This window comes from Acidimicrobiales bacterium (assembly GCA_041394245.1).
Taxonomy (GTDB): domain Bacteria; phylum Actinomycetota; class Acidimicrobiia; order Acidimicrobiales; family Aldehydirespiratoraceae; genus JAJRXC01.
This window is the reverse complement of sequence record JAWKIR010000002.1, coordinates 2624000-2647611: the sequence shown is the minus strand read 5'-3', so window position 1 is coordinate 2647611 and position 23612 is coordinate 2624000. Positions and strand designations below refer to the sequence as shown.

The following is a 23612-nucleotide window of genomic DNA, read 5'->3' as shown; positions in this document are numbered from 1 at the left end:
GCCGATCATCAAGACATTCGGCTCACTCGGGTCTCGTCGCGGTGGCCACGCGGGCCACCGCGGTGAGACCGAACGCCGCAGGCGGATTCCCGAGGCGGCGACGGAGACGGTCGCCGAGTTCGGCCCGAACCGGCGGGGCGAGTGCAGCGGCGTACGCGCCCGCCGGGCCGATGCCGGCCAGGAACCCGGCCCAGAGCTCGTCGAAGTCCCGGTACTCGCTGCGAACCTCCAGCGTTGATTCCTCGATGTCGTTCAAGCCCGCTTCAGCGAAGAGCTCGGCAATCTCACCCGGGCGACCGAAACGGAGCGTGCGGGCCTCGTCGGGCGCATCGGCGTCGAGCTCGAGCGCGGCGTCCCAGAACGCCCGCAACATCTCCATCCCGTCGTGGAAGTCCCACACGCAGGCTCCGATGGTCCCGCCCGGTCGTACCACCCGCACCAGCTCGCCCGCAGCTGCGGCCGGGTCGGTCACGAAATGCAGCACCAACTGGGCAGCAGCGACATCGACGCGTCCATCCGAGAACGGAACAGCCTCGGCGCGGCCCGCCCGCACCTCCACTCCCGGATGTCGGGCAGCGCACTCGTCGACGAAACCCGGCGACGGGTCACACGCCAGCACCGCCGCCGCACCCAGGCGCTCGACCAGCACGCCCGTCAACGCGCCAGGCCCGCAACCGACGTCGAGCGCCGTATTGCCCGGTGTGAGGTGAAGACGGTCGGCGAACGCCGGCGCCAACGCCCGGGAGTAGCGACCCATGAAGGCGTCGTAGGCGCCACCGGTCGTTTGGAACGTGCGGGCACCTTCGACTGGCTCCATCGCCGGCCTCCTCGATTGTCGACCCAACCGTACTCACCGTTGTCGGATGCCGACAGTCGGAACCGGGTTCAATGGACGCAGCGATTCGTGCTGCGAGGCAACTGCCTCCTTCGGTGAGCGACCTCACGAGAAGCCATCGACGGATCCTTCCAATTCGTCAGGGCCTGGCATGCCCGCGCGTGAGGAGTTCGGTTTCGTCGGCAGCGACGACAAGCTGCGATGCGAGGCCGGTCGCTGGCCAAGCCTCCTCACGGCCATCGCCTCTCGCTGACGCTCTTCGAGTCGCGAGCCGTTGTACCGTTGTCATCGGCGTCATCTCCGGCCGCTGACCGCTAGGAGTGACATGCACGGCTACCGGAATCCCAAGCTGACCGCCATGTCCAGCGCCATCAGCATCGTCAGCATGCTCGTGCTCCTCCTCGCAGTCGACGGCGTCTGGCTACCGGTCCGAGTGCTGATGGCCGTGTTGCTACCCGTCGCCGCCTTGAAGACTGTGGTGGCGTTGCGTGCCGACCGGTCCGAGGTCAGCGCCTTCGAAGCGAAGCTGCGCCGACTCGCATTCGTCGATCGAGCCTGACGGCCGGTACATCCCCACTCGATCTCCCAGGCATTCGAACGCGTCGCCCCCAACGCCGGGCTGCCGGTGATCCGGTTCCACGACCCGCGCCACACCCACGCCACCCTGCTGATCAAGGAAGGGGTGCCGGTCAAGGTCGTGTCCGAACGGCTCGGTCATGCGGCGACCGCGTTCACGATCGAGACCTACCAACACGTCCTGCCCGGCATGCAAGCCGACGCCGCCCACCTCTTCGCCGCCCTCGTCGACCCTTCTACCGGCGACACCCGGTGGAAGACCCGGAAGAAGTCGGCCTGAACACGGTAGAAGCGCCGACCAACGAAGAAGGCCCAGGTCGCTGACCTGGGCCTTCACACGAGATTTGGTGGCGGGGGCAGGATTTGAACCTGCGACCTTCGGGTTATGAGCACACTGGAACTACCTCAGGCCTCAAGCGCTTGACCAGCGGATTCGGGCGTTTGCCCAGCTGACGAGCCCTCTCGGGCCCCGGTGGCATTGCCCGGTGTTCCCCACTGGTTCCCGCTGGTCCGTGAGATTTCTGTGAGCTTTTCGGAGCCCGGTTCAGGCGACCTGGACAGCGTCGGTGAGCGTGTCGGGCACCTCGGACGGTAAACCAGATGCCGATCCAACGCCCTGGCGACCCGGGCGAGGGCGGCTCAATGGCCGATCAGCGTGATGGTGCGCTTCCAGAAGTCGCCCTTGCCGTCGTCGTCGATGCGGCCGTCGCCGTGCAGACGCTTGACCGCAGCCCGGAGATGCTTGGCTCGGGCGCGGCCGAGCATCGTTCCGTACACATTCTCGACCTCGTCGAGGGGGCGGAGCTGGCCTCGACGGGTGAGCATTTCGAGTAGATGGGATGTGAGGTAGCGCTCGGCCTCGCCTGCCAAGGCGTCATCGACGTCATCTCGTGTTGGTTGCGGCGCGGGGAACAACTCGATCAAACCCTGGGCTTCGCGGTGGTCGAGGTTTGCCTCGTAGTCGGCTCGGTCGCAGAAGTGAAGCCAATCGACGTACGCGCTCGATGCTTGGTCGGCGAAGTCCCAGTGCGCCTCGGCGTTCGCCGAGAACAGCATCAACAGGTACTTGGGAAGCTGACCGGGCCTCTGTCGAACCTGCACGCCGGTGCACCGCATGCCCGTCGCCTGGTGTACAGAACGACCGAAACGGTTCGCCACCGTGATCGCCGCAGCGGTCGGCTCGCCCGATTGATCGGCTGCCTCGAAATCACCACGCCATTGGATCGCGCCGAGCGCAGCATCAACCTGGGCGGCGTTCGTCTCTGCGGTCGGGCCCGCAAGTCCGGCTCGACCCATGCGAGCGACGGTCGACAGGCTGAAGTGGTAGAGCACGTCGATGGGCTGCGTTGGCGCACGGCGACGCAAGACCCGCTCCAAGGTCCCCCGAGTGAGGCCGAGACCGAAGGGGTCAACGAAGAGCAGCACCGCCCGCCCTGCGTAGCGGTCGAGCAACGCCTCGATGGAGCCTTCCAGGCTTCCGTCGATCAGTTGATCGACACTGACGTTCTCGGCGCGCAGGGTCGCTTCGAGACGGCTGCGGCGTTCGGCGTCTTGCTCGGCGAAAGCCAGCTTCACGTCCCGTCCGAACAGCTTGGTTCGTTCGGCTTGCGTGGCGAGCAACAACGGCGACCCCGGGTTGCCGTCCTCGTAGCGGCCCGCACCGGCGTAGCCGTCGATGAACGCGACGCGGCCCTTCGTGGCGGACCCTGCCCGTCCGCCGAAGTAGTAGGCGTAGCGGGTCAGCAGGCCGTGCTTGAGGACAGCCTGGGCGTTGCGCTGCTCGAAGAACCCTGACGATGCCGTCATCCGGATGTGCGCCTACACCGCTGCCCGCTGGGGCATGTCGTCCCACGTGCGGCCGTCCAACTCTCGGCCACCCGCTTTCGGTGTGCGCCCGCCCCACTGTTTGAAGAAGAAGCTGACTCCTGCTTCGAGGCACTGGTCGCGTAGGTCGCGTCCCCAGGCGATGTCCATCGGTCGGGCACGTGGACCGGACTCGCCGCCGGCGATGACCCAGTCGATCCCACTGAGATCGACGGGGCCGAGCGGTCCGAGCAGCGGCTCGGCGGAGACGAAGCGGACTGCGGCGGGGACCTCTCGAAGGTCATCGAGCCTGAAGCGGTATCGCGCGTTCTCAACGCTCACCCCCATCCACACGTTGTCCGGCCAGTCGAGCTGGTCGCTGATCTTGCGAAGGCGCTTCGACCGCTTGGTCAGCACCTGGTAGGTGTGGCGCGGTGTTTCCGACATGACGTCGAAGACAGCCTTGATGAAGTCGATCTCGACGTCGTCGTGGAACAGGTCACTCATCGAGTTGACGAAAACGAGGCGTGGATGGCGCCAGCCGTGGGGCGCATCGAGCAGATCGTCGTGCAACGTCACTCGGAAGCCTGGGCCGCTGGTGCGAGGGTCGCCGTCGTTCTGATACCGCTCGCTTCCCATCGCTTTGAGTCGCTTGGCCAGCGTCAGTGCGTAGCAGTTGTCGCAGCCGGGCGAGGTTCGGTCACATCCGGTCGTTGGGTTCCACGTTGTCTCGGTCCACTCGATCGACGATGCCTGTGCCATCGACACACCCCCTTCTCGGTGAGACGAACAGATGTTCGATAGTGTAGCCGGCGCTTAGACGGCCACGCTGCTTCGCAAGCTTGGTCGGGCGTCTACTCCAACTCGTGGATGGCGAGCTGATGCAGCAACTTCGACCCTCGGCGTCGCGATCTCCTGCCCACTGGGGTGCGTTTATGCGACGTGGAGGTACCCATCGACCGACGGTTGGATCCGCGCCGTCGCGCGGGACGCGAGCTTACGCTGCTCCGCGCTGCATGCCGGCGCCGACGCGTCCAGCACCCGGCGGAGCCAGTGCTGGCGGAGCTGGGAGGGCGACATCACGGCGGTGACCGCGGCGTGGAAGTGGGCGAGGTCGGCTCGCTCGACGGGCTCGTCGGAACGTCACTGCAGCGCGTGAGGATATCGGGCCGGTCGGGGCGATCTCGACAAGGTGCACGACACCGCGTTGGGTTACTCGGCGGACCGCCTTGTGGGCCCGGTTGACAGCCGGCGGGCGAGGTGGGCGCCGACGGTCGGCGCGTCGAGCAACACGATGGTGAGCTCGGTGAGCGCGTCGTTGCGGTACTCGTCGGTGACGGCGCGTCCGAGCCGGGCCCGCAGCAGCGGCACCAACGCGAAGCTCGCCACGATCACCGCCCGTTGCCTCGACCGAGATGCGGCACCTAAAGATGACCGAACCGCCGGGGGCCCGTTCGCAGACCTGCTTTCGGCCGCTACGAACTCACCTGGACCCGCCCAACCGGCTGACGACCCATTGCCGGCCCCCAACCACACTCGCGACTCCTTGCCCGACGCCGACGCCCAGCACCAGAGGCTGCGAAGTCTCCGAAACACCAGCCTCGTCGGGCAACCAACCCGAAGGTCACCAGACGACCTCCACGGCGCTGACCAGCGGCGATGCGGTTCGTCGATCGTCGAGGACGTGGGAGATCTGGGTGAGATCTCACAGCCCAAGTGCACGCGAAAGAGGCCCGCACCGAAGTGCAGGCCTCTGACCAGGGAAAATAGTGGCGGGGGCAGGATTTGAACCTCCGACCTTCGGGTCATGAGAACGTTGGGCCATCTCGCATGACCAGGAGAAACACGCGAAATTGCTGCTCAACCGCTTGTGACGGTGCCCGGTGTTCCCCGCTGCCCCCCTCTGCTTCCCGCTGGTCCGTGAGTTTTCTGTGAGCTTTTCGGAGCCCCTTGTCAGGCGGCGTCGTCGATGTCGAGCAGCGACGAAAGCGCCTCGTCATCGAGCGCCAGACCGCCTTGCCCGACGAGCCGGACGAGGAACCGAACGAACGCCGCACCCGTCGCCAGGGGCAACTCGATCGAAGCCAGGAGCTGCTCCGGCGTCGGCGCGACTGCGAAGTGCTGGTTCAGGTTCCCGAGCAGGAACGGCCGGGGTACCGCCTCAAACACCGCTGTCGGCCAGCGGTGCGCCCTGTTCCACAGGTTGCAGATCGCCAGCACGGCCCCGGGATCAGCCACGGCCAGCTCCTCCAGATCCTTCGGGACGATCCGGGACGACAGCACGTTGCCGTCGATCTCCAAGATCACGTCGTAGCCGGCGTGCTCGTCGGTCGGACCGAACGGGACCAGCACACCGGCCGAGTCCGGCGATACCCAGTAGCTGAGGTCGAGCATCTCGACCGTGTTGGTCACCGTCTCGATGGTGAGGGGGGACTGCATTATCCTGCCTCCGTTGTGGGAAGGCCCCGGCGCCGTGCCGAAGCTCCCTTCACCATGACGAGCTCTGTTATCAGCGCACTCACCGTCCGCTGGCAGTCCACTTGCGGACCATCCTCCACGCTTCGAACCAGCATGTGATCGGCAGCAGCAGCGATTCGGCGCAACACGTCAGGACCCGGGCCAGTCCAGCCTCGGCCCCGTCCGGTCAGGCCAGACGCCAGACCGGATCCCCTTCCGTCGCCGTCCACTGCCACGTCTCATCGGGTCTCCCGGCCATCGGCGTGAGCGCATCGGACTGCCGGCCGGACCTGCGCCCGCGCGGCTGGCACGGCCGCTGTGCGAGCGTCTTCGATCGCCGATACCCATGCTGTTGTAGCTGTTGTAGACGTTGCCGTCTACAGCCCCAAGTGCTCGACCGTGGGACCAGCGTCGGCAACGGGTCGGTAATCACTCGACAGCTGACCCAACGCCCCTCGTTCGGGCCCGAGCCTGTAGTCCATGTTGAGGGCAGGTCCCGTGCGAACGCCTTCGTCGCACGATCCCTCGAAGACTCGACGACCTTGGAGGCTACGGAGCTACGTCGATGTCCCAGCGAACCGCTGCGGCGTCTGCCCGGGTCAGCTCATCGGGTTCGCGTCGGAGGTGCACGCCAACGTGGACGTTGGCCATCGGCGACCCGTCAGGCCGGCAGAAGTCCCGGCCAGGGAGGTTGAACCCCACGATCGACACGCGCACGACCCCCATTCTGCCGCTCATCGAGCCCCCATCTCAGCTCGGGTCGTAGCTGAACCGAGGCAATCCATCAGGGTCAGACCGTTCAGGATCCCTTGAAGCCGTTAGACGTGTAGCGCTTGAGGAAGTCGTTGGGCGTCAACCCTAGAGTCGCGAGCAGCCGCCCTGTCGCCGCGCCATCCCGGAATACGTTGCTCGCCGAGAGTCCGACCGTCAGCGTTCGAAGGTTGTCCCGCAGCGAGGCCAGCCTCTCGGCCGTAACCACTTGGCAGCCGGTTGGGATCGCCGCCTTTCGATCGAAGGCCGCGCGCGGATGAATGAGCACCGGCGTGCAGCGAGTATTGGTGCCGTAGATGCCGCGAAACCAGTCCATCGCGTTCGACAGCTGCTCGGCGTGCTTCTTGTACACGGGGTTGGCCTCATCCACCTGGTTCTTCGCCTCGATGACGTGAAACGATCCACCGGTGAGCGCCCAAAGGCCGTCTGGGCCGCTACCCGTGTCCCGCTCGGGACGTTGACCGCCGAAGCCGAGGTGGTCCGCAAGATCAGACCACGCTTGCTCGAAGACATCGGACTTGTTCCCCCACCCCAGGTCATCGATCAACGCGTTGAGTCCAATGACGACGTCGTTGCCCGTTGGATAGCGAGCCTGGAGGTACGAGGAAGCGGCTGCGCCCTGTTCCATCGTCGGCGCGGACAGCCTTTCGTACTCGACGCCTCCCATCGGGCGCAGAACATTTCGGTTCCGCCTGTTGGCGGCCTTCTGGGTCTGCTGAGCGATCGAGGGGTCAAGATGATGCTGGTATGCACCTTGCTGCTGCATGAGGTACCCGCGGTCCGAGTCGGACGGCGCTACATCGATCGCTCGCTGGCTGGACGCAACCGCAGCAGTGAAGTCGCCTGCTGCGGCATGATTGAAGGCCTCGCGACTCGCGATCGCGATCTCACTCACTCGAGCGGGCGGGTATCGGAGCGGCGCGAGGACGGTACGGCTGATCGTGAGCCACTCCGGGTCACGGTTGAGGCACTGGAGCGCTGCTTCGCGCAAGGTGTCCAGCGCCGTCCCTCCGAGCTGTGTTGCTACCTGCTCGGAGAGTTCGATCTGCGCGCGCGTAGCCGGCGAGAAACACTCGCGTGCCTCCGGGCTGTAGAGACGCTCGGCGAGGCGTCGTCCAAGGAGAAACACCACGCAGTGGTCGTCGTTCGAGCGGGTAGCGCGACCCATCCCTTGCTCAAGGCGTTGGACCTGTCGAGCGACGAGCAGCTCCGAGCCCGTGAGCTGTGCCTGGTCGATGCGCTCCGAGCCGCTCATTGCCTCGGGAAGCCCATCAATCACCAGCACGTGGCAGGCGTCGCCCGGCAGGTCAACACCGTCGTACCGGTTGACGAGCACGACTAGCCCTAGCTCCGGGTCGTTGCGCATCTGCTCGATGCCTGCGGTCAGCGTGTCCTTGTCGAGGACCGCCTTCGCGTAGGGCTTCCAGTAGGCCGCCCGACGGTAGCTCGGCACGATCACGACGACATTGCGGTCGCCGGCTAGCCCGAGGATGAGATCACGAACCTCGTCCTCACTCGCCTCAGGATGAGTCTGTTGCGGCACGAGAATCAGGCGGTCGCCGATGTCGCCCGCGCTGGCGGGGGTGATTGGGTCGGCCATGGCCTCTGGGTCAGCATCGAGGTCACTCACCAGAATGCCGTCGTCAGCGAGCGTCGCCGTGAGGTAGATCCGGCGCTCCGCCTCGTCGAAACCGACCACCACTGACGCCGGCGGGCAGGGCGCCTCGATCTCGAGCGCCTCTGCCGTGAAGACCGCTCGCGAGATGGGGAGCACGTCGGCGAGCAGTGGCCAAGAGAACTGAATCTCCTCAGTGTTGGAGATGCTTGCGAGTAGCTCCAGGACCTCGCGCTTCTTGTTCGCCCACGCCCAGTACGGGACCTGCTGGATACCGGAACTCTGCTGGGACGTGAGCGCTATGTAGGCCGCCGGAGCTTGAGACTCCAACTCATCGCCGAACAGCTCGAGCATTGCCCTGTACGCGTCGTTGGACGCAGGGATAGAAAGCCGGAACGCCTGCTCGGCCTTGTTCAGGCACGCGTGCGCGTCGTCAATGATGACGGTGTGCGGTCGCGGCGCGGACGGCGAACGCCCCGCACTCCCGGCGACACCGAACACCGACTTGCCGTTGAAGAGCTTCTGGAACGTCTCGACGAGGATCGCTCGACCCTGTGCGTAGGCGAAGCCCGTATCGCCCGTTGCTTCGATGCCAAGTCGACCTGCCTCCGCCAGCACCTGGTCGACGAGGTAGCGGTCGGGCACGAGATACGCCACCGGGCCCTTGCCCTCGGCCAGAGAACTACGTGCAATGAGAAGGCCCACAAGGGTCTTGCCACCACCCGTGTTGAGCTTGACCACCAAGTCCCGCTGGTTCCTGCGGGCGAACCACTTGTCCAAGACCTGGTCCTGGGGACCACGCAGGAAACTCATCTCGACCGGCTTCGACGGCAGCGCGTTGAAGATGTCGCGCGGATCGATCAACTTGTTCGCAGCTTGCGCTGCCTTGATCGCTCCGAAGTTGACTGCCATACATCTCCTCTCCGAACCAGTGGATCGGCTGCGAATCGCTTGATCTTGATTCGATGCCCGGCTCGCGAGCCGCCTACAGATGACGGTAGTGGGCGGCTCCCCGGTCAGCGCTCGATATTGATGCAACGCGGCCAGCTCATCGGCCAAGGCGCGCGGAGAGTGATCTTCTTCGCCACCGCTTGGCCGCTCGAGCAGGTCCACGCTTTGGCGAGTGTTACCTGTCCGCTACCTCGATCGCCGGGTACGACGAAGCCCTGGCCTCAGCAGTGCTGTGACCAGGGCTTTTGTGGTGGCGGGGGCAGGATTTGAACCTGCGACCTTCGGGTTATGAGCCCTCTGAGACTGTTTTTCACAACCCCTGTCAGATCAACGATTCCCGGGGTTTTGCCTGGCAGGTCAAGGATTCTGGCGCTGGATCTGCTGCCCGCCCGCGACCGTTGTTCCCCGTTGTTTGCCGATGTGCTGTTGCATCTGTGTTGCATGGAGGCCAAGCGAGCCCGCGATGGGGATGCATGTAGGACCCCCACGGAGCGTGGCATCGCGCTTCTCACTGCTCGCTCAGTCGTGCTTCGCGGGCGGGCAACACGACCACGTCCTTGGGGCGCCCAGCCGCGCGCCTGAACGCGACAAAGTCCGCGAGCGACGCAACTGGCATCTCTATCCTGACCGCCTGGATGGTCACCGCGTCGGTCGCCAGAGCCTCGTAGCCACCGTCGAACCCGGCGGATCCGAAACAGAGGTCGCGCGGCCCGTAGTCGGTGACCACCGTCAGGGTGTTCATCTGACAAATCGCATGGTCCTGAATCGCGATCGCTCTCATGAGTCGGGTAGCAACGCTTCGTCGAGGATCGCCTCGGCGTCGATCTCCAGGATGAAGCCGTTCGAGATGCTCTCCTCGAGTGCGTCTTCGTACGCCGTGAGGTAGTCAGCCGGGGTTGGATAGAGCTCCGCGAGCACGTCTGGCGTCAGCGGCGTAGTCGACCCGATCAGGGAGGTTCCTTCGCCGGTGAGTGTCGCGGTCGGGACCTCGACAGCCGGAGTTCGGATCCCTCCAAGCGCATTGCCGTGCTCGTCGCGCACGATGGCGCCGCCGTTCGTCTCGATGGGATCGGCTGATGGCGGTGGCGCGCCCTCGGCCGCCCACGCTCGCAGGTGGTTCAGGGCGGCGTTGACAATCCAGCGCTGTGGCCCGCTGTTGGCGACCGGGATGACCGCGGTGAGATCGAGGAAGGAGTCGAAGTTCTGCGTGCCCTGGGCGTACAGCGACGCGAGATAGTGGGCATCCGCGTGGGCGGTGCCCGCCATCTCCCACGTCCGCACCGTGTCGGTGTCTGCCTGTCGAGCGTCGGGGAACGCAGAGCCGGGTCGGAGCCCGAACAGGTCGGTTTCCGTAACAAGTTGAAGCACCGGCACATCGAGGTCGGTCCGCACCTGCGACACCGATGGGACAAGGTCGTCTCCCGCGACGAGCGGCGCGCCGCCACCATCTCGACTGTGGATGAGGAAGCCGTCGTATGCCTCGGCCAACGGGTGAACGGCGTTGACGTAGGTGAGGAGCCGGAAGGCCGATTGGGATTCGCCCATGGCGAGGATCTGCTCGACGTCGTAGCCGGCCAGCGGGTCGGTGCCGCGCGGGTTGCGGAGCGCGTGTCCGGCCTGGCTGAAGATGTCGTACGAGTAGGCATCGCCAGGGTGTTCCAGGTCGCCATACCGCTCGGGATCCCACGCCCTGAGGCCGAGAGCATCGACACCGAAGTCGCCGCCCTCAGTACTGGTGATGCCGACCTGCTGGGCCGACACGCCCACCCACACGTCGCCGCTACGAAGGATCTCGTCGGACGCGAAGCCGAAGTCGACATCGACGTCGACGTTCGACGACACATTGAACCACTCGACGAGGACCGTCCCGCTGAACACGGTCGCGTCGTCGGGCCGGCGGACGAGCATCCGGGTCGTGAACGGTGCCGCTTCATCGGCAACGACATCCCACTTGCCATCGATGAGCAGCTCACCGCTCGGCACGAACGACGTGGCCTCGCCGCTGAGAAAGAACTCCTCCTCCACATACCCTGCTGCCGCCAAGTCGACCGGCGTCGCGGTGCCCGGCCCTCCCCTGCTGCCGGCGGCGATCGGGCCGGAGAGGGTGGCATCAGACGCCGGAGCCGCCGGCTGACTCGTCGTCGACGGTATCGAGGACGACGTCGTGGAGGTGTCGCCGGGTTCTCCTGAAGCGGAGGTGGGTATCGGGACCGCGTCGGAGTCCGAGTCCCCGCTCGCGCACGACGCAAGCCCGCTGACGCACACAACGAACACGAGAACCGCGAGCTTGATGGCCATGCCTCCACCCTATGTGGCTGACGAGGCGCCGGTTCAGCTCGTCGAGCAACCCTCGGGCAACGACGCTCGCTTGACATATCCATAGGTATCCTATACATAGGATACATATGGATCACCCAATGGAATCGACCTTCGACACGGGGCGCCTGGACGCTCCCCGCCAGACCGCTCCGCCGTTGGAGGTGTCGACGTGGTTCAACACCAGGTCCGCCATCTCCCTCGATGATCTTCGAGGGCAGGTGGTCGTGATTGAGACGTTCCAGATGCTGTGTCCGGGCTGTGTGAGCCACGGACTCCCCCAAGCACAGCGGATCGAGAGCGCCTTCGGAGCTGAGGTCACCGTGCTCGGCCTCCACACGGTCTTCGAGCACCACGACGCGATGACGCCGGTGTCGTTGGAGGCGTTCTTGCACGAGTACCGCATCAGCTTCCCGGTCGGTGTCGACGCCCACGACCAACCGGGTGGCACGCCGGTCACCATGGCCCGCTACGGGCTCCGCGGTACCCCGAGCCTGATCGCGATCGACCGGGCGGGCCAGATCCGGCTCAACGCGTTCGGCCACCTCGACGACCTCGCCCTAGGCGCCACACTCGGCCGCCTCATCGACGAACCCGCTACCTCACCGACCACGACCTGCGACCCCGACCAGGGATGTCTCGCACCCAACAAGGAGAACAACCAATGACCACCAACATCGCGGGCTACACCTACGACGCCGACCTTCCCACCTCCCCGGTCACCAAAGCAGACCTGGACCTGCTGTTGTCGACCCTCCTGTGGACCGATAACGACGCCACCGCGCTCGCACAGGCGGGCGCAGTTCTCGAGCCCCAGATCGAGCAGATCCTCGACCTCTGGTACGGCTATGTCGGCTCACACTCCCACCTTGTGGCCTCGTTCAACGGCGCCGACAGTCAGCCCTCCGGCGACTACCTTGCTGCGGTCCGGCTCAGGTTCGGACAGTGGATCCGCGACCTCTGCAGCCGACCATGGGACCAGTCATGGCTCGACTACCAGCACGAGATCGCCCGACGACACACCGACCTCATGGGCGACACCGACGCCGTCGAGTCGGACCAGACCCACATCCCACTGCGCTACCTGATCGCCTTCATCTGGCCCATCACCGCTACTGTTCGCCAGTTTCTCGCCGACGGCGACGCACCCGAAGACGAGGTCGACGCGATGCACACGGCATGGTTCAAAGCCGTCACCCTGACGGTCACCTTGTGGTCCCAGCCCTACGAACCCTCCCGGTGGTGAACGCCCAGTCCCGGCGTTCGGGCGACAATGGACCCATGGCCACCGCAACTGACCTCGATCGAAAGGTCCTCGCCGCCGTGGAGCGGTTGGGCCGGGCATTGCGGGCCGCTCGCCAACACGCCGCCACTCGCCATGCGCTCTCGGCGTTGGGTCTCAGCGTGCTCGAGATCCTCGCCGACGACCGCGCCCGCCGGGTCGGTGATCTCGCAGCCGAACTCGACGTGTCCCAGCCAACGGTGAGCGACGCGCTGGCGACGCTCGACTCCCGTGGCCTCGTCGAGCGCCACCGCGACCCCAACGACCTGCGCAGCACCCTGGTCACACTGACCGACCGCGGCAAGGACGTGGCCGCCGCCATCGCCACCGAGCTCGCCCCACTCCTTGCCGCCGAGGCCGGATCAACAACCGACCGCTCCACCACGCTGCGGGTCCTGCTCGGCGAGATCGCCCGACTCCAGGCCGCGGGAGTCATCACCATCAACCGCAGCTGCCTCACGTGCCGCCACTTCCAACCGCCACAACAGGCGTCGCCGGCTCGTTGTCTCCTGCTGGACTGCCGGCTCCCCGACAGCGAGTTGCGGGTCGACTGCCCCGAACACGAATCAGTGGTGCCTGGTTGAGTCGTCCGTCGGCTCAGCGAACCTCCATCACCGACACCAGGACGAGTAAGAGCACGATCCCGCACATCAGGAGCGCTGCGGCCACTTGCGGATGCGCGGGCCGCTCGTGTCGAGGCGCTGGTCGGCGGCCGAGCGGTGACGAGTCAGGTGAGCCGTGTCCGGGTGCGGGTCGATCTTTGTCCATCACGGTTGGCGGTTGGCGTGTCCGGTGAGGCGTTTGGCCATGGCCCACGCGATCCCGTGTCCGCGGCGTCGAGCCGTCGTGGCCGCTGGGCCGCTCCAGCCTTCGTCGAGCGTGGTGTCGAAGATCTCCAGCCACCGATCGAACAGGGCTGTGTCGAAGGGCTCCGCGTCATGGAGCCAGCGGTGGGCTTCGATGACGTCGTCGGCCGGGTCGTGCGGTTCGCCGAGCAGCAGGCCGGCCCAGAAGTCGGTGAGGTCGAGGGTGTGGGCATGCCAGTCGACGTGGGCGAGTGTCTCGAAGTAGAGGTGGAAGCGGTCGTCTTGGGCGATCTCGCGGTAGAAGCGGGTGACGAACTCAGCGATCTCTGTACGGTTGTCGAGGTCGCGTCTGCGGTGCTCGTGGGGCTTCGTTCTGGTCATGGTCGTTTGTCTGTCTGTCGGCGAGATGTGGCTGGTGCGGGGTTGACTCGCCAGGTCGGGTAGTCGATGCCGGCGAGCCGGTTGATGACCAGACCCTGGACCGTGAGCAGGATGACGGCGAGCATCAGGATGGCGAGCTGGTCGATTTCGCGCAGGATTCCCAGCGAGACAATGAGAGTGGTCGCACCGGCTGGCGGGTGGGGCGCTTTGAGCCAGACCATGACGGCGCTGGTGAGGGCGAGGCTGACCGCGGCGGCACCGATACGTCCGCCGGTCACCTCCGAAGCTAGGGCGGGTGGGTCGTTGGTGAGCCCGAAGATGACGAGTGCGAGGTAGCCGGCCGCGGCGCCGACGGCGTGGCCGATGATGGTGTTGCGGGGCGAGGCTGCGGGGTTGGTTGGCGTGTAGAAGAGCAGGAACGCGGTGGGGCCGAGCGACGGGAAAATGAATGGCTGTCCGGTCGCCCAGGCGACAGCAGACATGATGGCAATCGCGATCAAGCCGTTCACACCGGCGAACAGGCCCATGATGTTGGTGTCGTCGTGGCGTTTGGTGAGCGCGGGGATCCGCATACGTTGCGCAAGGCCCCACACGATGGCGGCCATGTCGCCACCGATCGGACCGGGTCGGTCAGGTTCGGGGCCTGAGCGTCCGGGGTCAGTCACGGTGCAGCAGTCGGGCGAACCCGAGGGTCGTGGCGAACAAGCCGACGGACAGCGCAGCGGCGGGCCAGGCCAGTGCCTCGTCGTCTGCCTGGAACGCCTCCAGCGAGACGACGAGGAGGAAAATCTGGAGCGCGAGGATGAGCACGACGTAGACGAACACGGCGCTGGTTCGTTTGCTGTCGCCGGTGTTGACCGGTGTCATCGCTTGATACCCAGTGCCCACACGGTGCCGTCGCGGACTTCAAGACCGATGGCGGGCAGTGCTCGTTCGGGTGGCCCTGCAATTGGGTCGCCGGTGGAGGCCTCGAAGATACCTTCGTGGCAGGGGCACACGAGTTCGGTGTCTTCTGGCTCGTAGAACACGACGCAGCCCAGGTGGGTGCATTTTTGGCTGTAGGCAACGAGTTCGCCGCCCGGTAAGTGGATCAACATCGCGGGATCGTCGGGTCCGGGGTAGCGGAACAGGTGGGCGCCGCCTTCAGGTACCTGGTCGAGGTCGATGATTGCAGTGGGCGTCCCGGTGTCGAGGTCTCGCAGTGAGGTCCACGCTGCGGCGCCGAGGGTGGAGGCTGCGAAGACACCGGATCCGGCGATCAAGTAGCGGGTGAAGGCTCGGCGGGTGACGGCATCTTCACCTGCAGAGGTGTGGGGAAAGTTGTTCAACCAGACGGGGGTGCCGTCGTCACCGCCGGCCGATTCGGGTTGCTGTGTTGTGGTCATCGATGTCTCCTGGATCTACCCGGCGCCGAGGCCGAAGGGGTCGTCCTGCCATCGCTCGCGCACGGTCATGGTTGCCACGTCGAGGGGGCCTTCGTTGCGGTCGTTGACGACGGTGGCGACATGGGTTCGGACGTTTTGGTTTCCGAATTGGAAGTCGTTGATGAGTTGTCCTGGTCGTCGCTCGGCGAATTGCTCGGGTGTGCCGTACCAGAGGGCTTCTGATGGGCAGACTGAGGCGCACATCGGGGCCAAGCCCTGTGAGGTGCGGTCGAAACACATGTCGCACTTCATCATCTGGTCCGGCTCGGGGAAGTAGCGAGGCACGCCGAACGGGCAGGCCAGGACACAGTTCGAGCACCCAATGCAGCGGGGCTTGAGAGCTGACTGGACGACGCCGGCTTCGTTCTGTTTGATGGCGTCGGCGGGGCAGACCTTGGCGCACGTCGGGTCTTCGCATTGCATGCACACCATCGGCGCGGTTTGGGTGGATACACCGGGATCGATCTGTTCGAGGTGGATCAGCGACGTGCCTCGGTGGGTGCCGCACTCCTCACACGCATGAACGCACGCCTCGCAACCAATGCAGCGGCTCTGGTCGATGACAAAGACCTGGCCGCCGATCATCGTGTCGCCTCCGGTGTCTCGCCGTCGTGCAGCCGGGTGTCTCGGCTATCGGTGATGGCGACAGCGGTCGCGCCATCGGCCTTTTCGACTCGCACGGCGGACACCTTGTATTCGGGGATCTTGGAGATGGGGTCGAGCGCTCGGTTGGTGAGGGTGTTGGCGGCCTTGTCGCCGGGCCAGTGGTAGGGGATGAATACGGTGTCGGGCCGGATCGTCTCGACCACCTTGGCGGGCGCGGTGATCGAGCCTCGACGGGACGTGACCGTGACCCGATCGCCGGACTCGACGCAGAGTTCGGCTGCCAGTCGGGGGTGGATCTCACAGAGCGGTTCGGGGTATTGGTCGACGAGTTGGGCGATGCGACGGGTCTGGGTGCCTGACAGGTACTGCGACACGACCCGGCCAGTGGTGAGCCACACGGGATAGTCGTCGTCGACGACTTCTGCCGGGTCCCGGTACCGGATCGGGAAGAACTTGGCCTTGCCGTCGGGGTGGAAGAACTCGCCGCCTTCGAAGAGGCGTGGCGTGCCGGTGTGCCCGGGTTCGGGGCACGGCCAGAAGATGCCCTGTTCGTCGACGATCCGGTCCCAGGTCATGCCGGCGTAGTCGGCGCTGCCGCCCGCCGATGCCCGGCACATCTCATCGAAGATCTCTTCGGTGTCGGAATAGTGGAAGTAGTGGCCTTTCCCGAGCCGTTCCGCGATGTCGAGCAGAATCTCCCAGTCCTTGCGGGCCTGACCGGGCGGGTCGACTGCGGCGTTGATCTTGACGCAGCGACCCTCGACGGTCGTGACGGTGCCTTCGTCTTCTTCGTGCAGGCTGCCGGGCAGGACGATGTCGGCGTGGTGCGCGGTTTCGGACAAGAAGAAGTCGATGACGGCGTAGTACTCGAGCTTGTCGAGCGCTTCGCGTGTGAACTTCGTGTCAGGAAGCGACACAAGCGGGTTGAAACAGATCGACAGCAGACCTTTGATTTCACCGTCGTGGATCGCTTCCATGATTTCCTGGGCGGTGATGCCCTTACCAGGGATCTCGTCAACGTCGCAGCCCCAAACGTTCGCGACGTGGGCGCGGTGTTCGGGGTTGGTGATGTCGCGGTTGCCGGGCAGCTGGTCGCACTTGTGGCCGTGTTCGCGGCCGCCCTGGCCGTTGCCCTGCCCGGTGATCGTGCAGACCCCGCACCCCGGTCGCCCGTACTTCCCGGTGGCCAAACCGAGATTGATGCAGGCGTTCACGTTCTCGACGCCCTTGGACTGGTGTTCGATGCCCCGGGCGTGCAACAACATGCCAGTCGCCGACGTCCCCCAAAGTCGGGCGGCCTCGATGATCCGATCGGCCGGGACACCAGTGACGCCTTCAGCCCACTGGGGGGTGTGGTCGGCCACCGCTGCGGCTGCCTCCGCGAAGCCGTTGGTGTGAGCGTCGATGTAGGCGTGGTCGAGCCAGTCGTTCTCGATCAGCACATGCAGAATCGAGCCGTACAACGCCGAGTCGGTGCCGGGTCGCAGCCCGAGGAACACGTCGGCGGTGCGGGCCAGCGGGGTGACCCGCGGGTCAGCGACGATGAGTTTGGCTCCGCGATCACGGGCCCGCCAGATGTAGCTGGTGGTGATCGGGGCACACTCGGCCACGTTGGCGCCGGCAACGATGATCACGTCGGCGAGTGGGATGTCACTCCACGGGTTGGGGGCTCGATCCACCCCAAGTGCTCGCTTCGACGCGGCGCCGGCGGACACCATGCAGAGCCGGCCGTTGTAGTCGAGGTTCGCGGTACCGAGGGCAAGGCGGGCGAACTTGCCGATCAGGTACGACTTCTCGTTCGTCAACGACACGCCTGACAACATGGCGAACGCGTCGGGACCGAACTGCTCGCCGATGCGGCGGATCTCGGCCACTGTGCGGTCGAGCGCATGGTCCCACGTCACCGGCCGGAACCCGCCGGCAGCCGAAGCGTCGCGTTCGAGGGGTTCGAGTAGCCGGTCGGGGTGGCCTCCCTGCAGGTAGCGCTTGACACCTTTGGGGCAGAGCTTGCCCTGGTTGAACGGGAACTCGTAGCGGGGCTCGAAGCCAACGACCTGGTTGTCGGCCACCTTGAGCTTGATACCGCACTGCTGCCCACAGAAACAGCAGTGCGTGTCCACGACCTTGTCGATCTTGAGTCCGGCGTCCCACCCGCCCGGTGGCGCCTGGTTGAGATGTGGGCCGTAGCGTTCGATCAGTTGCTGTTCGCTCAGCGGGGGTTGTGCCATCAGCCGAATCCGTCCACTCGTCTTGTTTGGGCCAAGGCCACGTTCTTGCGTCGGCAGCGGGGGCATGTGTCCTGCCAGTTCCCGGCGGCAACGTCGGTCGTGGCATCGATGGTGTAGTCGAACCCGACCTGGGGAAGAACCATCTTGAGGTCACTCATTTGTAGCTGCGAGGCGAAACCCTCGCCGCAGCTGCGGCAGGTCTGGGCTTCGCCGGCTTCGGCTTCTCGTCGGTAGAAGTGCACGCCGAGGTTGGCCGGGCGTTGGAAGATGTGGAAGAGCTTGCCGAACGGGATGTACATGAGCCCGAGGATGACCGTGAGGGCGTGCACGGTGTTCAAGAAGACATAGCCGCGGCCCTCGAGCCACAGGCTCGATGCGGTGAGAAACAGTCCGGTGATCGAAACGGCGAACAGCCCGGCCAGCGCCGCGAAGTCGCCGGCCCGTTCGACCGCGATCGCACCGGGATCATTGAGTCGCCGGTACAGGAACACCACCACACCGGCGATCACCAAAACAGCGGAGATGTTGAGCAGATGGAAGACCAGGAACCCGATGAAACTGCGGGAACCGAAGTCCATGGTGCCGATATCGAACACATACGCCCGGTACTGCTCAGAATCTTGACCCACCGATTCGAAGTGCAGCCACCCGAACGTCAACGGGAACGTCACCAAGCCAGCGAGGATGCAGCCCCAGAACACCAACTGGTGCGCCATCCACCGACTGGTCGAGCGGCGCCGGATGAATCCCTGCCCAGCCAAGTTGGTCGCCACCAAACCGCCAAGGGCGGCAGTGTTCGACGCCCGCTTCCCGCGTCTCGTGAGGGCCTGCCAGCCCCGCTGGTTCAGCAGCTTCGTCGGCGGGCGCTGCAACCACACCCGGTACCGGTACACCACCGCGAAGGTCGCCAACAGCACGCCGAGCAGGTAGCCCGACAACGCGGCATCGAACCAGCGCATGCCCCCGGACCCGAAGTAGACCCCGACCAGCAGGAGGGACACGGCGCCGAGCCCCCACACCACTGAGGCCCCGTCGACCTCGTCATCGAGAAACGACAGGCGGGTCCGATGACGTTGGGATTCGGCAGGCGCCTTGGGGGAAGCAGCGGTCATTGCTGCCCACTTTCGCGCACCCGAGGCTGCAGTTCCGGCTCCTCGGTCGAGTGTTTGGTCCCGGAGCGGCCGATGCCGAGCGGGCTACGGCGGCGGTGCACGCTGAGGTAGGTGATTCCCGACGACCCAGCGGTGATCGAACGCCGGGCCCCGCGGGGGATGAGCACGAGATGGTCAGAGGCAACGTCGCGGCGCGTCTCACCGATGTAGACCTGGCCGGCCCCGGACTGCACGAACATCAACACGTCGACATCATTGTTGACGTGCTCGCCAATAGCCCCGTCCGGATCCAGGCGAACGAGATTCGCGTCGAGGTCCCCACCATGCGGGAGGCTCCAGATCACCCCGCCACCGCCGACGCGTGCGGCCCCGAGGTCCACCGTCAACGCCCCGTCCGGCAGACCATCGATGCCGCTGTCGTCGTCGCCTTCGTCGAACAGGTGGGCCCAGCAGGCCGGGTCGCCGCCGAGATCGCTCATCGCGTAGCGAGCTGCTGCTCTGCGTCAAGCACTGCGGGGAACAGCACGTTGTTCTCCTTGTGGACGTGGAGATGGGTGTCGGCCTCGAGTTCGGCCAGCCCCGAGTAGAGGGCCTGGTAGCTGGCGCATGCGTCGCCGGGCAAGGTGTAGTCGCCGGTGGCGGCCCGGAGCTGGGCGAGGAGATCGCCGGCCATGTCGTGCTCGGCGCTCATTACCTGGATCGGGTTGTTCAGGGTTCCGCAATGGAATGCCGGAGCGCTGGTCGCGGTGGCGAGTTCGCGGATCATGGGGAAGAGCACGCGTTCCTCCTTGAGGAGGTGCGGCTCGAGATCGGCTCGCAGTTCGGCAACGAGCCGTTGCACCTCGACCAGCTCAGGGTGCCGACTGCCGTGGACTGAGGCGACCTTGTCCGCCAACGCGGTCAGTCGCGGCAGCGCTTCACGCAGGTAGGCGTGGTGGGTGGCTTCGAGATGATCAACCAGCTCGGCGGGCGACATCGTCGACCAGTCCGACTCCTCGGGCAGGGGACCCGCATCGGCGAGTTGACCGCCGAGGTCGCTGAGGACGTCGTCGAGGCCGAGACCGGCGGAGTCGACGGCATCGGCCAGCCGACGGTTTCCGCCGCAGCAGTAGTCAAGGCCGAGCCGGTCCAGGTGCCTAGCCAAGCTGGGGTTGGCGGTGACGAGTTCGGCGAGCGCGGTGTTCGGGTCGAGCGTGGGCATATTGGGGTCTCCTATCGGGCGGGTCATGTGAGGACGGCGATCGCGGTGACAGCGACGACGGCAATGCCGAAAGTCATCTGTTGCAGTCCAATCACCACCGCCCGCTTCACCGGACGGCGAATCGCAGCGACGTTGAACACCGCGATGGCGGCAACCGCCAGCATGGGGGCAACCGGGATCGCGTCGAGAGACCACGCCGCCACTGTCGCTGCGAACGCCAAGAACTGAGCGAGGTCGCTGTGCCAGCGCTCGATCGGCCGGTTGTGGGCTCGGAACACCTGGGTGCGGGCGTACGGGATCGCTGCGGCGGCGCGGGCCGACACCACCACCCACAACCCGATGGCCAGAGTCGTCGATTCGCCGGCGGCGAGCACGATCGCAGCCACGGTCGAGCCGATTCCGATTGTGCCGGCCAGTTCTGGCACGAGCCGGCGGCTCCGCGACCGCATGTCGAACCAGAGCTCGATCGCGACCAGCGGGGCGGCCATGGCGAGCGGTACCCAGAACCAGCCGTTCGTCGCGGCGACTGCTGCCCAGATGCCGAGCGCGGCGATCGCCAGGAGTTCTGCGGTGGCGATGCGGGCGGCGAGGCGGCTGCGGTCCAACCAACGGTGACGCCACCGGTCCACCAACACCAGCTTCACAGGCGTGCGGGCGACGAAGGCGAGCATCGCCGCTACCCCCAACGCAAAGCCGGACCAGGACCAGGCGACGATCAGGCCCAACACGGCCGGCTCGGCGGTGAGGGACCAGCCACCGTGCTCGGACGGCACGGCCACCTGGCGCCACAGGCCGCTCGGCCGTGCCGCGTCGTCGGGAGCCGTTGTGCGTGCGTCAACGGTGTCCATCACGTCGCCTCCGTCACCAGTGAGGCCTCGGCCACCGAGGTGGAGTCCAGCTCACCCAGTAGCTGGGCTCGGGCCCGCAACCAGGGGACGTGTAGCGCGCAGGTTCCGGCTTCGTTGCACGCCCGGTCCGCGAGCACGCAACGCCCCGAATCGGTCGGACCCTCGATCGCCTCGATCACCGCCAGCACCGACAACGAGCCGAGATCCGCCGCCAATGCGTAGCCGCCCGACGGTCCAGGATCCGACTGCACCCACCCGTTCCGCACCAGCGGATTCAGCACCTGGGACACGAACCCCGACGTCGAGCCCACCGCATCGGCCAACGCCGGGCCCTTCATCCGCGCCGACGCCTCAGCGAGGACCCGTAGAGCACGAACTGCCAGATCGCTCTTGCGCGTAACTTCCAGTCGCATAGTATAAGACTACCCGGAAGACTCGTTGGAGCAAGCCCCATTTCATGCAACGCCATCTCGAACCCACCGACCTGGACCACGGCACCTGGCTACGCCTCGACTGCGGCCACCCACCACCTCCCCAACGCCGACCCGACGGGACAGCGGACTGCCCGCTGTGCGACCGGGCACAACTCCCGGTCGGGCTCGTCGCAGCCGGTCCACCGACGCTGCTCGACGGTCACGATCGATCCGGCCACGAGTTGGCGCCCGCGGCGTGGTCGACGCTCACCGTCGAGGCCGGCACAGCCACGGTCGTCGCCGCCTCCGGCTCGAGCCGGTGCCTGACTACCGGTGCGCTCGTCGTGCTCGTGCCCGGTACCGCGTATCAGGTCACCCCCGGCAGCGATGCAGTGCTGGCACTGCAGCCGTTGCACCACCCCGCCGTGACCGCGGCTGTCGCGCCGGGACTCCTGGCGGCGGCGACACGGTGATCCGTCTGCTGGCGTGGGTGTGGATGGGGATCGTCATCGGTGTGTCGTTCCTGGCCACGCCGGTGAAGTTCACCGCCGATTCCCTCACCCGCCCGGTCGCGCTCGATGTGGGCCGCGCCACGTTTCACGCCCTCGCCTATCTCGAATGGACACTCGTCGCCTGCCTCGCGATCGTCCTGTGGCAGGCAGTCGGCGCCGGCCGCCGCCCCTCCGAACGGGCCCTCGTTGCCGCTGGCGTCGTCACCGTGATCGTGGTTCTGCAGTCGGCTTGGCTGATTCCCGCGCTCGACGAGCGAGTCGCGTCGATCATCGCAGGCACCGAACCCCCGCCATCTCACCTGCACACCCTCTACGGGATCGCCGAGGTCACCAAGGTCGCCGCCCTCGGCCTGCTCGGCACATGGACACCCCTTCCTGTGCGCCCAGCGGTATCGGCGAAGCTCCCCGCCGAGGAAATCACCGCGTGACCCCGGCGCTCGCGATCGTTCGCACCAACACGATCCTCTACTGCGAACGATGGACCGACACCGTCGCCTTCTACCGAGACACGCTCGACCTCACCGTCACCCACACCACCGAGTGGTTCGTCGAGGTCCACCTCAGCGGCTCAGCGCACCTCAGCCTCACCGACGCCTCCCAAACCAGCATCGCCCCGAGTCACGGCGCCGGCATCACCCTCAGCTGGCAAGTGGCCGACCTCGCAACAACACGCAGCACCCCCGTCGCAGCCGGGCTCGCGGTCACGGCAATCGCCGCCCGCTGGAACAGCAGCTACGTCGAACTCAACGATCCCGAAGGCACCCGCATCGAACTCTGGAGCCCCACCCCGTGACCCGACCCGACCTCGACACCCTCGACCAGATCGCCGACATGGTTCGCCGCTTCTACCGAGACGTCAACACCGATGACCTCCTCGGTCCCGTCTTCAACGATGTCGTCGGCGTCGACTGGGACACCCACCTCCCCAAACTCACCGCCTTTTGGGCCCGGGCCCTCTTGGGAATAGATGGCTACCAGGGCAACCCCTACGCCCGCCACGCCGAAGCCCACGCCCTCTCGCCGCTCACCGGTGCCCATTTCGCCCGATGGCTCTCCCTGTTCGAACGCACCCTCGACTCCGCCTGGGCCGGACCACACACCGAACGAGCCAAGACCCTGGCGCACAACGTGGCCCGGGTGCACGCCACCCAACTCGGCGTCGACCGAGACACGGGCGACCGACTCGAGGATGGTCCGGTTGGTCGCTGAAACCCACAGCCATCACGACCACGTCGACCCCGACGACATGGTCGCTCTCCTCGCCGGCCACCTCGCCACCGACGACCTCGCCGGCGTGACCCTCGCCGACTGCGGCTTCGCTGATGAACTGGCCCTGTTCGATCTCGTCGAGCTGCTCGCCGAGGAGTACGGCGAACGCAGCCTGTCACCCATCGACGCCGAAGACCTCGATCCGGCCATGACGCTGGCCGAACTCATCGGCCTGCTCGCCAGGTCGGTCCCCGACTGACCGACAC

29 protein-coding genes are annotated in these 23612 nt (G+C 66.1%); 10 read left to right on the top strand and 19 right to left on the bottom strand.

Annotated elements, in window-relative coordinates:
* Positions 1-22: 22 nt before the first annotated feature.
* The gene (locus R2707_13195) at positions 23-817 is read right to left on the bottom strand and encodes a methyltransferase domain-containing protein (GenBank protein MEZ5246048.1); all 795 of its coding nucleotides are present in this window, start codon (positions 815-817) and stop codon (positions 23-25) included.
* A 343-nt stretch (positions 818-1160) separates the two neighbouring features.
* On the opposite strand from R2707_13195, the gene R2707_13190 reads away from it, so the two are divergent.
* Together R2707_13190 and R2707_13185 are read left to right on the top strand one after the other, a co-directional pair.
* The gene (locus R2707_13190) at positions 1161-1394 is read left to right on the top strand and encodes a hypothetical protein (GenBank protein MEZ5246047.1); all 234 of its coding nucleotides are present in this window, start codon (positions 1161-1163) and stop codon (positions 1392-1394) included.
* Between the two features lie 21 nt (positions 1395-1415).
* Positions 1416-1691, top strand: coding sequence for a tyrosine-type recombinase/integrase (locus tag R2707_13185; GenBank protein ID MEZ5246046.1), 276 nt, complete (start codon positions 1416-1418; stop codon positions 1689-1691).
* A 359-nt stretch (positions 1692-2050) separates the two neighbouring features.
* Here R2707_13185 and tcmP read toward each other — a convergent pair whose 3' ends face one another.
* The 7 genes from tcmP to R2707_13150 all read right to left on the bottom strand — a co-directional run bounded on the left by tcmP (position 2051) and on the right by R2707_13150 (position 11306).
* Positions 2051-3217 carry a three-Cys-motif partner protein TcmP gene (gene tcmP, locus R2707_13180; GenBank protein ID MEZ5246045.1) on the bottom strand — a complete coding sequence of 389 codons (1167 nt, stop codon included), beginning with the start codon at positions 3215-3217 and terminating at the stop codon, positions 2051-2053.
* A 12-nt stretch (positions 3218-3229) separates the two neighbouring features.
* Positions 3230-3976 (bottom strand): phage Gp37/Gp68 family protein, encoded by a 747-nt coding sequence (locus tag R2707_13175; GenBank protein ID MEZ5246044.1) that lies wholly within the window; start codon positions 3974-3976, stop codon positions 3230-3232.
* Positions 3977-4426: 450 nt separating this feature from the next.
* Positions 4427-4609 carry a hypothetical protein gene (locus tag R2707_13170; protein ID MEZ5246043.1) on the bottom strand — a complete coding sequence of 61 codons (183 nt, stop codon included), beginning with the start codon at positions 4607-4609 and terminating at the stop codon, positions 4427-4429.
* A gap of 558 nt (positions 4610-5167) precedes the next feature.
* Positions 5168-5653, bottom strand: a complete 486-nt coding sequence (locus R2707_13165; protein MEZ5246042.1) for a YbjN domain-containing protein — start codon at positions 5651-5653, stop codon at positions 5168-5170.
* An 817-nt stretch (positions 5654-6470) separates the two neighbouring features.
* Positions 6471-9170 (bottom strand): helicase C-terminal domain-containing protein, encoded by a 2700-nt coding sequence (locus R2707_13160; GenBank protein MEZ5246041.1) that lies wholly within the window; start codon positions 9168-9170, stop codon positions 6471-6473.
* Positions 9171-9516: 346 nt separating this feature from the next.
* Positions 9517-9750 (bottom strand): hypothetical protein, encoded by a 234-nt coding sequence (locus R2707_13155; protein MEZ5246040.1) that lies wholly within the window; start codon positions 9748-9750, stop codon positions 9517-9519.
* A gap of 35 nt (positions 9751-9785) precedes the next feature.
* Positions 9786-11306, bottom strand: coding sequence for an alpha/beta hydrolase domain-containing protein (locus R2707_13150; GenBank protein ID MEZ5246039.1), 1521 nt, complete (start codon positions 11304-11306; stop codon positions 9786-9788).
* Positions 11307-11425: 119 nt separating this feature from the next.
* Here R2707_13150 and R2707_13145 point away from each other — a divergent pair, with 119 nt between their 5' ends.
* From R2707_13145 to R2707_13135, 3 genes are read left to right on the top strand one after another with little or no spacing between them, the layout of a single operon-like run.
* The gene (locus R2707_13145) at positions 11426-11992 is read left to right on the top strand and encodes a TlpA disulfide reductase family protein (GenBank protein MEZ5246038.1); all 567 of its coding nucleotides are present in this window, start codon (positions 11426-11428) and stop codon (positions 11990-11992) included.
* Positions 11989-12570 (top strand): protoglobin domain-containing protein, encoded by a 582-nt coding sequence (locus R2707_13140; protein MEZ5246037.1) that lies wholly within the window; start codon positions 11989-11991, stop codon positions 12568-12570. Before R2707_13145 ends, R2707_13140 begins: the two co-directional genes overlap by 4 nt.
* Positions 12571-12605: 35 nt before the next feature.
* Positions 12606-13190, top strand: a complete 585-nt coding sequence (locus R2707_13135) for a MarR family winged helix-turn-helix transcriptional regulator (protein MEZ5246036.1) — start codon at positions 12606-12608, stop codon at positions 13188-13190.
* Positions 13191-13373: 183 nt separating this feature from the next.
* Here R2707_13135 and R2707_13130 read toward each other — a convergent pair whose 3' ends face one another.
* From R2707_13130 to R2707_13080, 11 genes are read right to left on the bottom strand one after another with little or no spacing between them, the layout of a single operon-like run.
* Positions 13374-13793 carry a group III truncated hemoglobin gene (locus R2707_13130; protein MEZ5246035.1) on the bottom strand — a complete coding sequence of 140 codons (420 nt, stop codon included), beginning with the start codon at positions 13791-13793 and terminating at the stop codon, positions 13374-13376.
* Positions 13790-14398 carry an HPP family protein gene (locus R2707_13125; protein ID MEZ5246034.1) on the bottom strand — a complete coding sequence of 203 codons (609 nt, stop codon included), beginning with the start codon at positions 14396-14398 and terminating at the stop codon, positions 13790-13792. The genes R2707_13130 and R2707_13125 overlap by 4 nt, the downstream gene beginning before the upstream one ends.
* Before the next feature lie 52 nt (positions 14399-14450).
* Positions 14451-14660: a DUF6755 family protein gene (locus tag R2707_13120; protein ID MEZ5246033.1), complete on the bottom strand. Its 210-nt coding sequence runs from the start codon at positions 14658-14660 to the stop codon at positions 14451-14453.
* Positions 14657-15178 (bottom strand): Rieske (2Fe-2S) protein, encoded by a 522-nt coding sequence (locus tag R2707_13115; protein MEZ5246032.1) that lies wholly within the window; start codon positions 15176-15178, stop codon positions 14657-14659. Before R2707_13115 ends, R2707_13120 begins: the two co-directional genes overlap by 4 nt.
* 15 nt (positions 15179-15193) lie before the next feature.
* The gene (locus R2707_13110; protein ID MEZ5246031.1) at positions 15194-15802 is read right to left on the bottom strand and encodes a 4Fe-4S dicluster domain-containing protein; all 609 of its coding nucleotides are present in this window, start codon (positions 15800-15802) and stop codon (positions 15194-15196) included.
* Complete coding sequence (locus R2707_13105; GenBank protein ID MEZ5246030.1) at positions 15799-18051, bottom strand: molybdopterin oxidoreductase family protein; 2253 nt, start codon at positions 18049-18051, stop codon at positions 15799-15801. The genes R2707_13110 and R2707_13105 overlap by 4 nt, the downstream gene beginning before the upstream one ends.
* Positions 18051-19163: a hypothetical protein gene (locus R2707_13100; protein MEZ5246029.1), complete on the bottom strand. Its 1113-nt coding sequence runs from the start codon at positions 19161-19163 to the stop codon at positions 18051-18053. The genes R2707_13105 and R2707_13100 overlap by 1 nt, the downstream gene beginning before the upstream one ends.
* A complete protein-coding gene (locus R2707_13095) occupies positions 19160-19642 on the bottom strand; it encodes a hypothetical protein (protein ID MEZ5246028.1) in 483 nt (160 codons plus the stop codon). The genes R2707_13100 and R2707_13095 overlap by 4 nt, the downstream gene beginning before the upstream one ends.
* A complete protein-coding gene (gene ric, locus R2707_13090) occupies positions 19639-20364 on the bottom strand; it encodes an iron-sulfur cluster repair di-iron protein (protein ID MEZ5246027.1) in 726 nt (241 codons plus the stop codon). The genes R2707_13095 and ric overlap by 4 nt, the downstream gene beginning before the upstream one ends.
* A gap of 23 nt (positions 20365-20387) precedes the next feature.
* Complete coding sequence (locus R2707_13085; GenBank protein MEZ5246026.1) at positions 20388-21212, bottom strand: YwiC-like family protein; 825 nt, start codon at positions 21210-21212, stop codon at positions 20388-20390.
* Entirely contained in the window at positions 21212-21625 is a 414-nt protein-coding gene (locus R2707_13080) for an Rrf2 family transcriptional regulator (protein ID MEZ5246025.1), read from the bottom strand. The genes R2707_13085 and R2707_13080 overlap by 1 nt, the downstream gene beginning before the upstream one ends.
* Positions 21626-21669: 44 nt before the next feature.
* Between R2707_13080 and R2707_13075 the strand changes: the two genes are divergently transcribed.
* Genes R2707_13075 through R2707_13055 form a run of 5 tightly spaced genes read left to right on the top strand, consistent with a single transcriptional unit; the run spans position 21670 to position 23605 of the window.
* The gene (locus R2707_13075) at positions 21670-22098 is read left to right on the top strand and encodes a hypothetical protein (GenBank protein ID MEZ5246024.1); all 429 of its coding nucleotides are present in this window, start codon (positions 21670-21672) and stop codon (positions 22096-22098) included.
* On the top strand, positions 22095-22565 hold the full coding sequence (locus tag R2707_13070; GenBank protein MEZ5246023.1) for a DUF4149 domain-containing protein: 471 nt from the start codon (positions 22095-22097) through the stop codon (positions 22563-22565). The genes R2707_13075 and R2707_13070 overlap by 4 nt, the downstream gene beginning before the upstream one ends.
* The gene (locus R2707_13065; GenBank protein ID MEZ5246022.1) at positions 22562-22930 is read left to right on the top strand and encodes a VOC family protein; all 369 of its coding nucleotides are present in this window, start codon (positions 22562-22564) and stop codon (positions 22928-22930) included. The genes R2707_13070 and R2707_13065 overlap by 4 nt, the downstream gene beginning before the upstream one ends.
* Positions 22927-23346 carry a group III truncated hemoglobin gene (locus R2707_13060; GenBank protein ID MEZ5246021.1) on the top strand — a complete coding sequence of 140 codons (420 nt, stop codon included), beginning with the start codon at positions 22927-22929 and terminating at the stop codon, positions 23344-23346. The genes R2707_13065 and R2707_13060 overlap by 4 nt, the downstream gene beginning before the upstream one ends.
* Positions 23336-23605, top strand: a complete 270-nt coding sequence (locus tag R2707_13055) for a hypothetical protein (protein MEZ5246020.1) — start codon at positions 23336-23338, stop codon at positions 23603-23605. The genes R2707_13060 and R2707_13055 overlap by 11 nt, the downstream gene beginning before the upstream one ends.
* Positions 23606-23612 lie beyond the last annotated feature (7 nt).

Excerpts from the sequence above, each read along its gene's own strand:
- R2707_13125 (MEZ5246034.1), bottom strand. The coding sequence starts at position 14,398 with ATGGCCGCCATCGTGTGGGGCCTTGCGCAACGTATGCGGATCCCCGCG.
- R2707_13155 (MEZ5246040.1), bottom strand. The coding sequence starts at position 9,750 with ATGAACACCCTGACGGTGGTCACCGACTACGGGCCGCGCGACCTCTGT.
- R2707_13110 (MEZ5246031.1), bottom strand. The coding sequence starts at position 15,802 with ATGATCGGCGGCCAGGTCTTTGTCATCGACCAGAGCCGCTGCATTGGT.
- ric (MEZ5246027.1), bottom strand. The coding sequence starts at position 20,364 with ATGCCCACGCTCGACCCGAACACCGCGCTCGCCGAACTCGTCACCGCC.
- R2707_13150 (MEZ5246039.1), bottom strand. The coding sequence starts at position 11,306 with ATGGCCATCAAGCTCGCGGTTCTCGTGTTCGTTGTGTGCGTCAGCGGG.
- R2707_13095 (MEZ5246028.1), bottom strand. The coding sequence starts at position 19,642 with ATGAGCGATCTCGGCGGCGACCCGGCCTGCTGGGCCCACCTGTTCGAC.
- R2707_13195 (MEZ5246048.1), bottom strand. The coding sequence starts at position 817 with ATGGAGCCAGTCGAAGGTGCCCGCACGTTCCAAACGACCGGTGGCGCC.
- R2707_13080 (MEZ5246025.1), bottom strand. The coding sequence starts at position 21,625 with ATGCGACTGGAAGTTACGCGCAAGAGCGATCTGGCAGTTCGTGCTCTA.
- R2707_13135 (MEZ5246036.1), top strand. The coding sequence starts at position 12,606 with ATGGCCACCGCAACTGACCTCGATCGAAAGGTCCTCGCCGCCGTGGAG.
- R2707_13120 (MEZ5246033.1), bottom strand. The coding sequence starts at position 14,660 with ATGACACCGGTCAACACCGGCGACAGCAAACGAACCAGCGCCGTGTTC.
- R2707_13190 (MEZ5246047.1), top strand. The coding sequence starts at position 1,161 with ATGCACGGCTACCGGAATCCCAAGCTGACCGCCATGTCCAGCGCCATC.
- R2707_13075 (MEZ5246024.1), top strand. The coding sequence starts at position 21,670 with ATGCAACGCCATCTCGAACCCACCGACCTGGACCACGGCACCTGGCTA.
- R2707_13175 (MEZ5246044.1), bottom strand. The coding sequence starts at position 3,976 with ATGGCACAGGCATCGTCGATCGAGTGGACCGAGACAACGTGGAACCCA.
- R2707_13165 (MEZ5246042.1), bottom strand. The coding sequence starts at position 5,653 with ATGCAGTCCCCCCTCACCATCGAGACGGTGACCAACACGGTCGAGATG.
- R2707_13105 (MEZ5246030.1), bottom strand. The coding sequence starts at position 18,051 with ATGGCACAACCCCCGCTGAGCGAACAGCAACTGATCGAACGCTACGGC.
- R2707_13100 (MEZ5246029.1), bottom strand. The coding sequence starts at position 19,163 with ATGACCGCTGCTTCCCCCAAGGCGCCTGCCGAATCCCAACGTCATCGG.
- R2707_13085 (MEZ5246026.1), bottom strand. The coding sequence starts at position 21,212 with ATGGACACCGTTGACGCACGCACAACGGCTCCCGACGACGCGGCACGG.
- R2707_13130 (MEZ5246035.1), bottom strand. The coding sequence starts at position 13,793 with ATGACCAGAACGAAGCCCCACGAGCACCGCAGACGCGACCTCGACAAC.
- R2707_13140 (MEZ5246037.1), top strand. The coding sequence starts at position 11,989 with ATGACCACCAACATCGCGGGCTACACCTACGACGCCGACCTTCCCACC.
- tcmP (MEZ5246045.1), bottom strand. The coding sequence starts at position 3,217 with ATGACGGCATCGTCAGGGTTCTTCGAGCAGCGCAACGCCCAGGCTGTC.
- R2707_13145 (MEZ5246038.1), top strand. The coding sequence starts at position 11,426 with ATGGAATCGACCTTCGACACGGGGCGCCTGGACGCTCCCCGCCAGACC.
- R2707_13115 (MEZ5246032.1), bottom strand. The coding sequence starts at position 15,178 with ATGACCACAACACAGCAACCCGAATCGGCCGGCGGTGACGACGGCACC.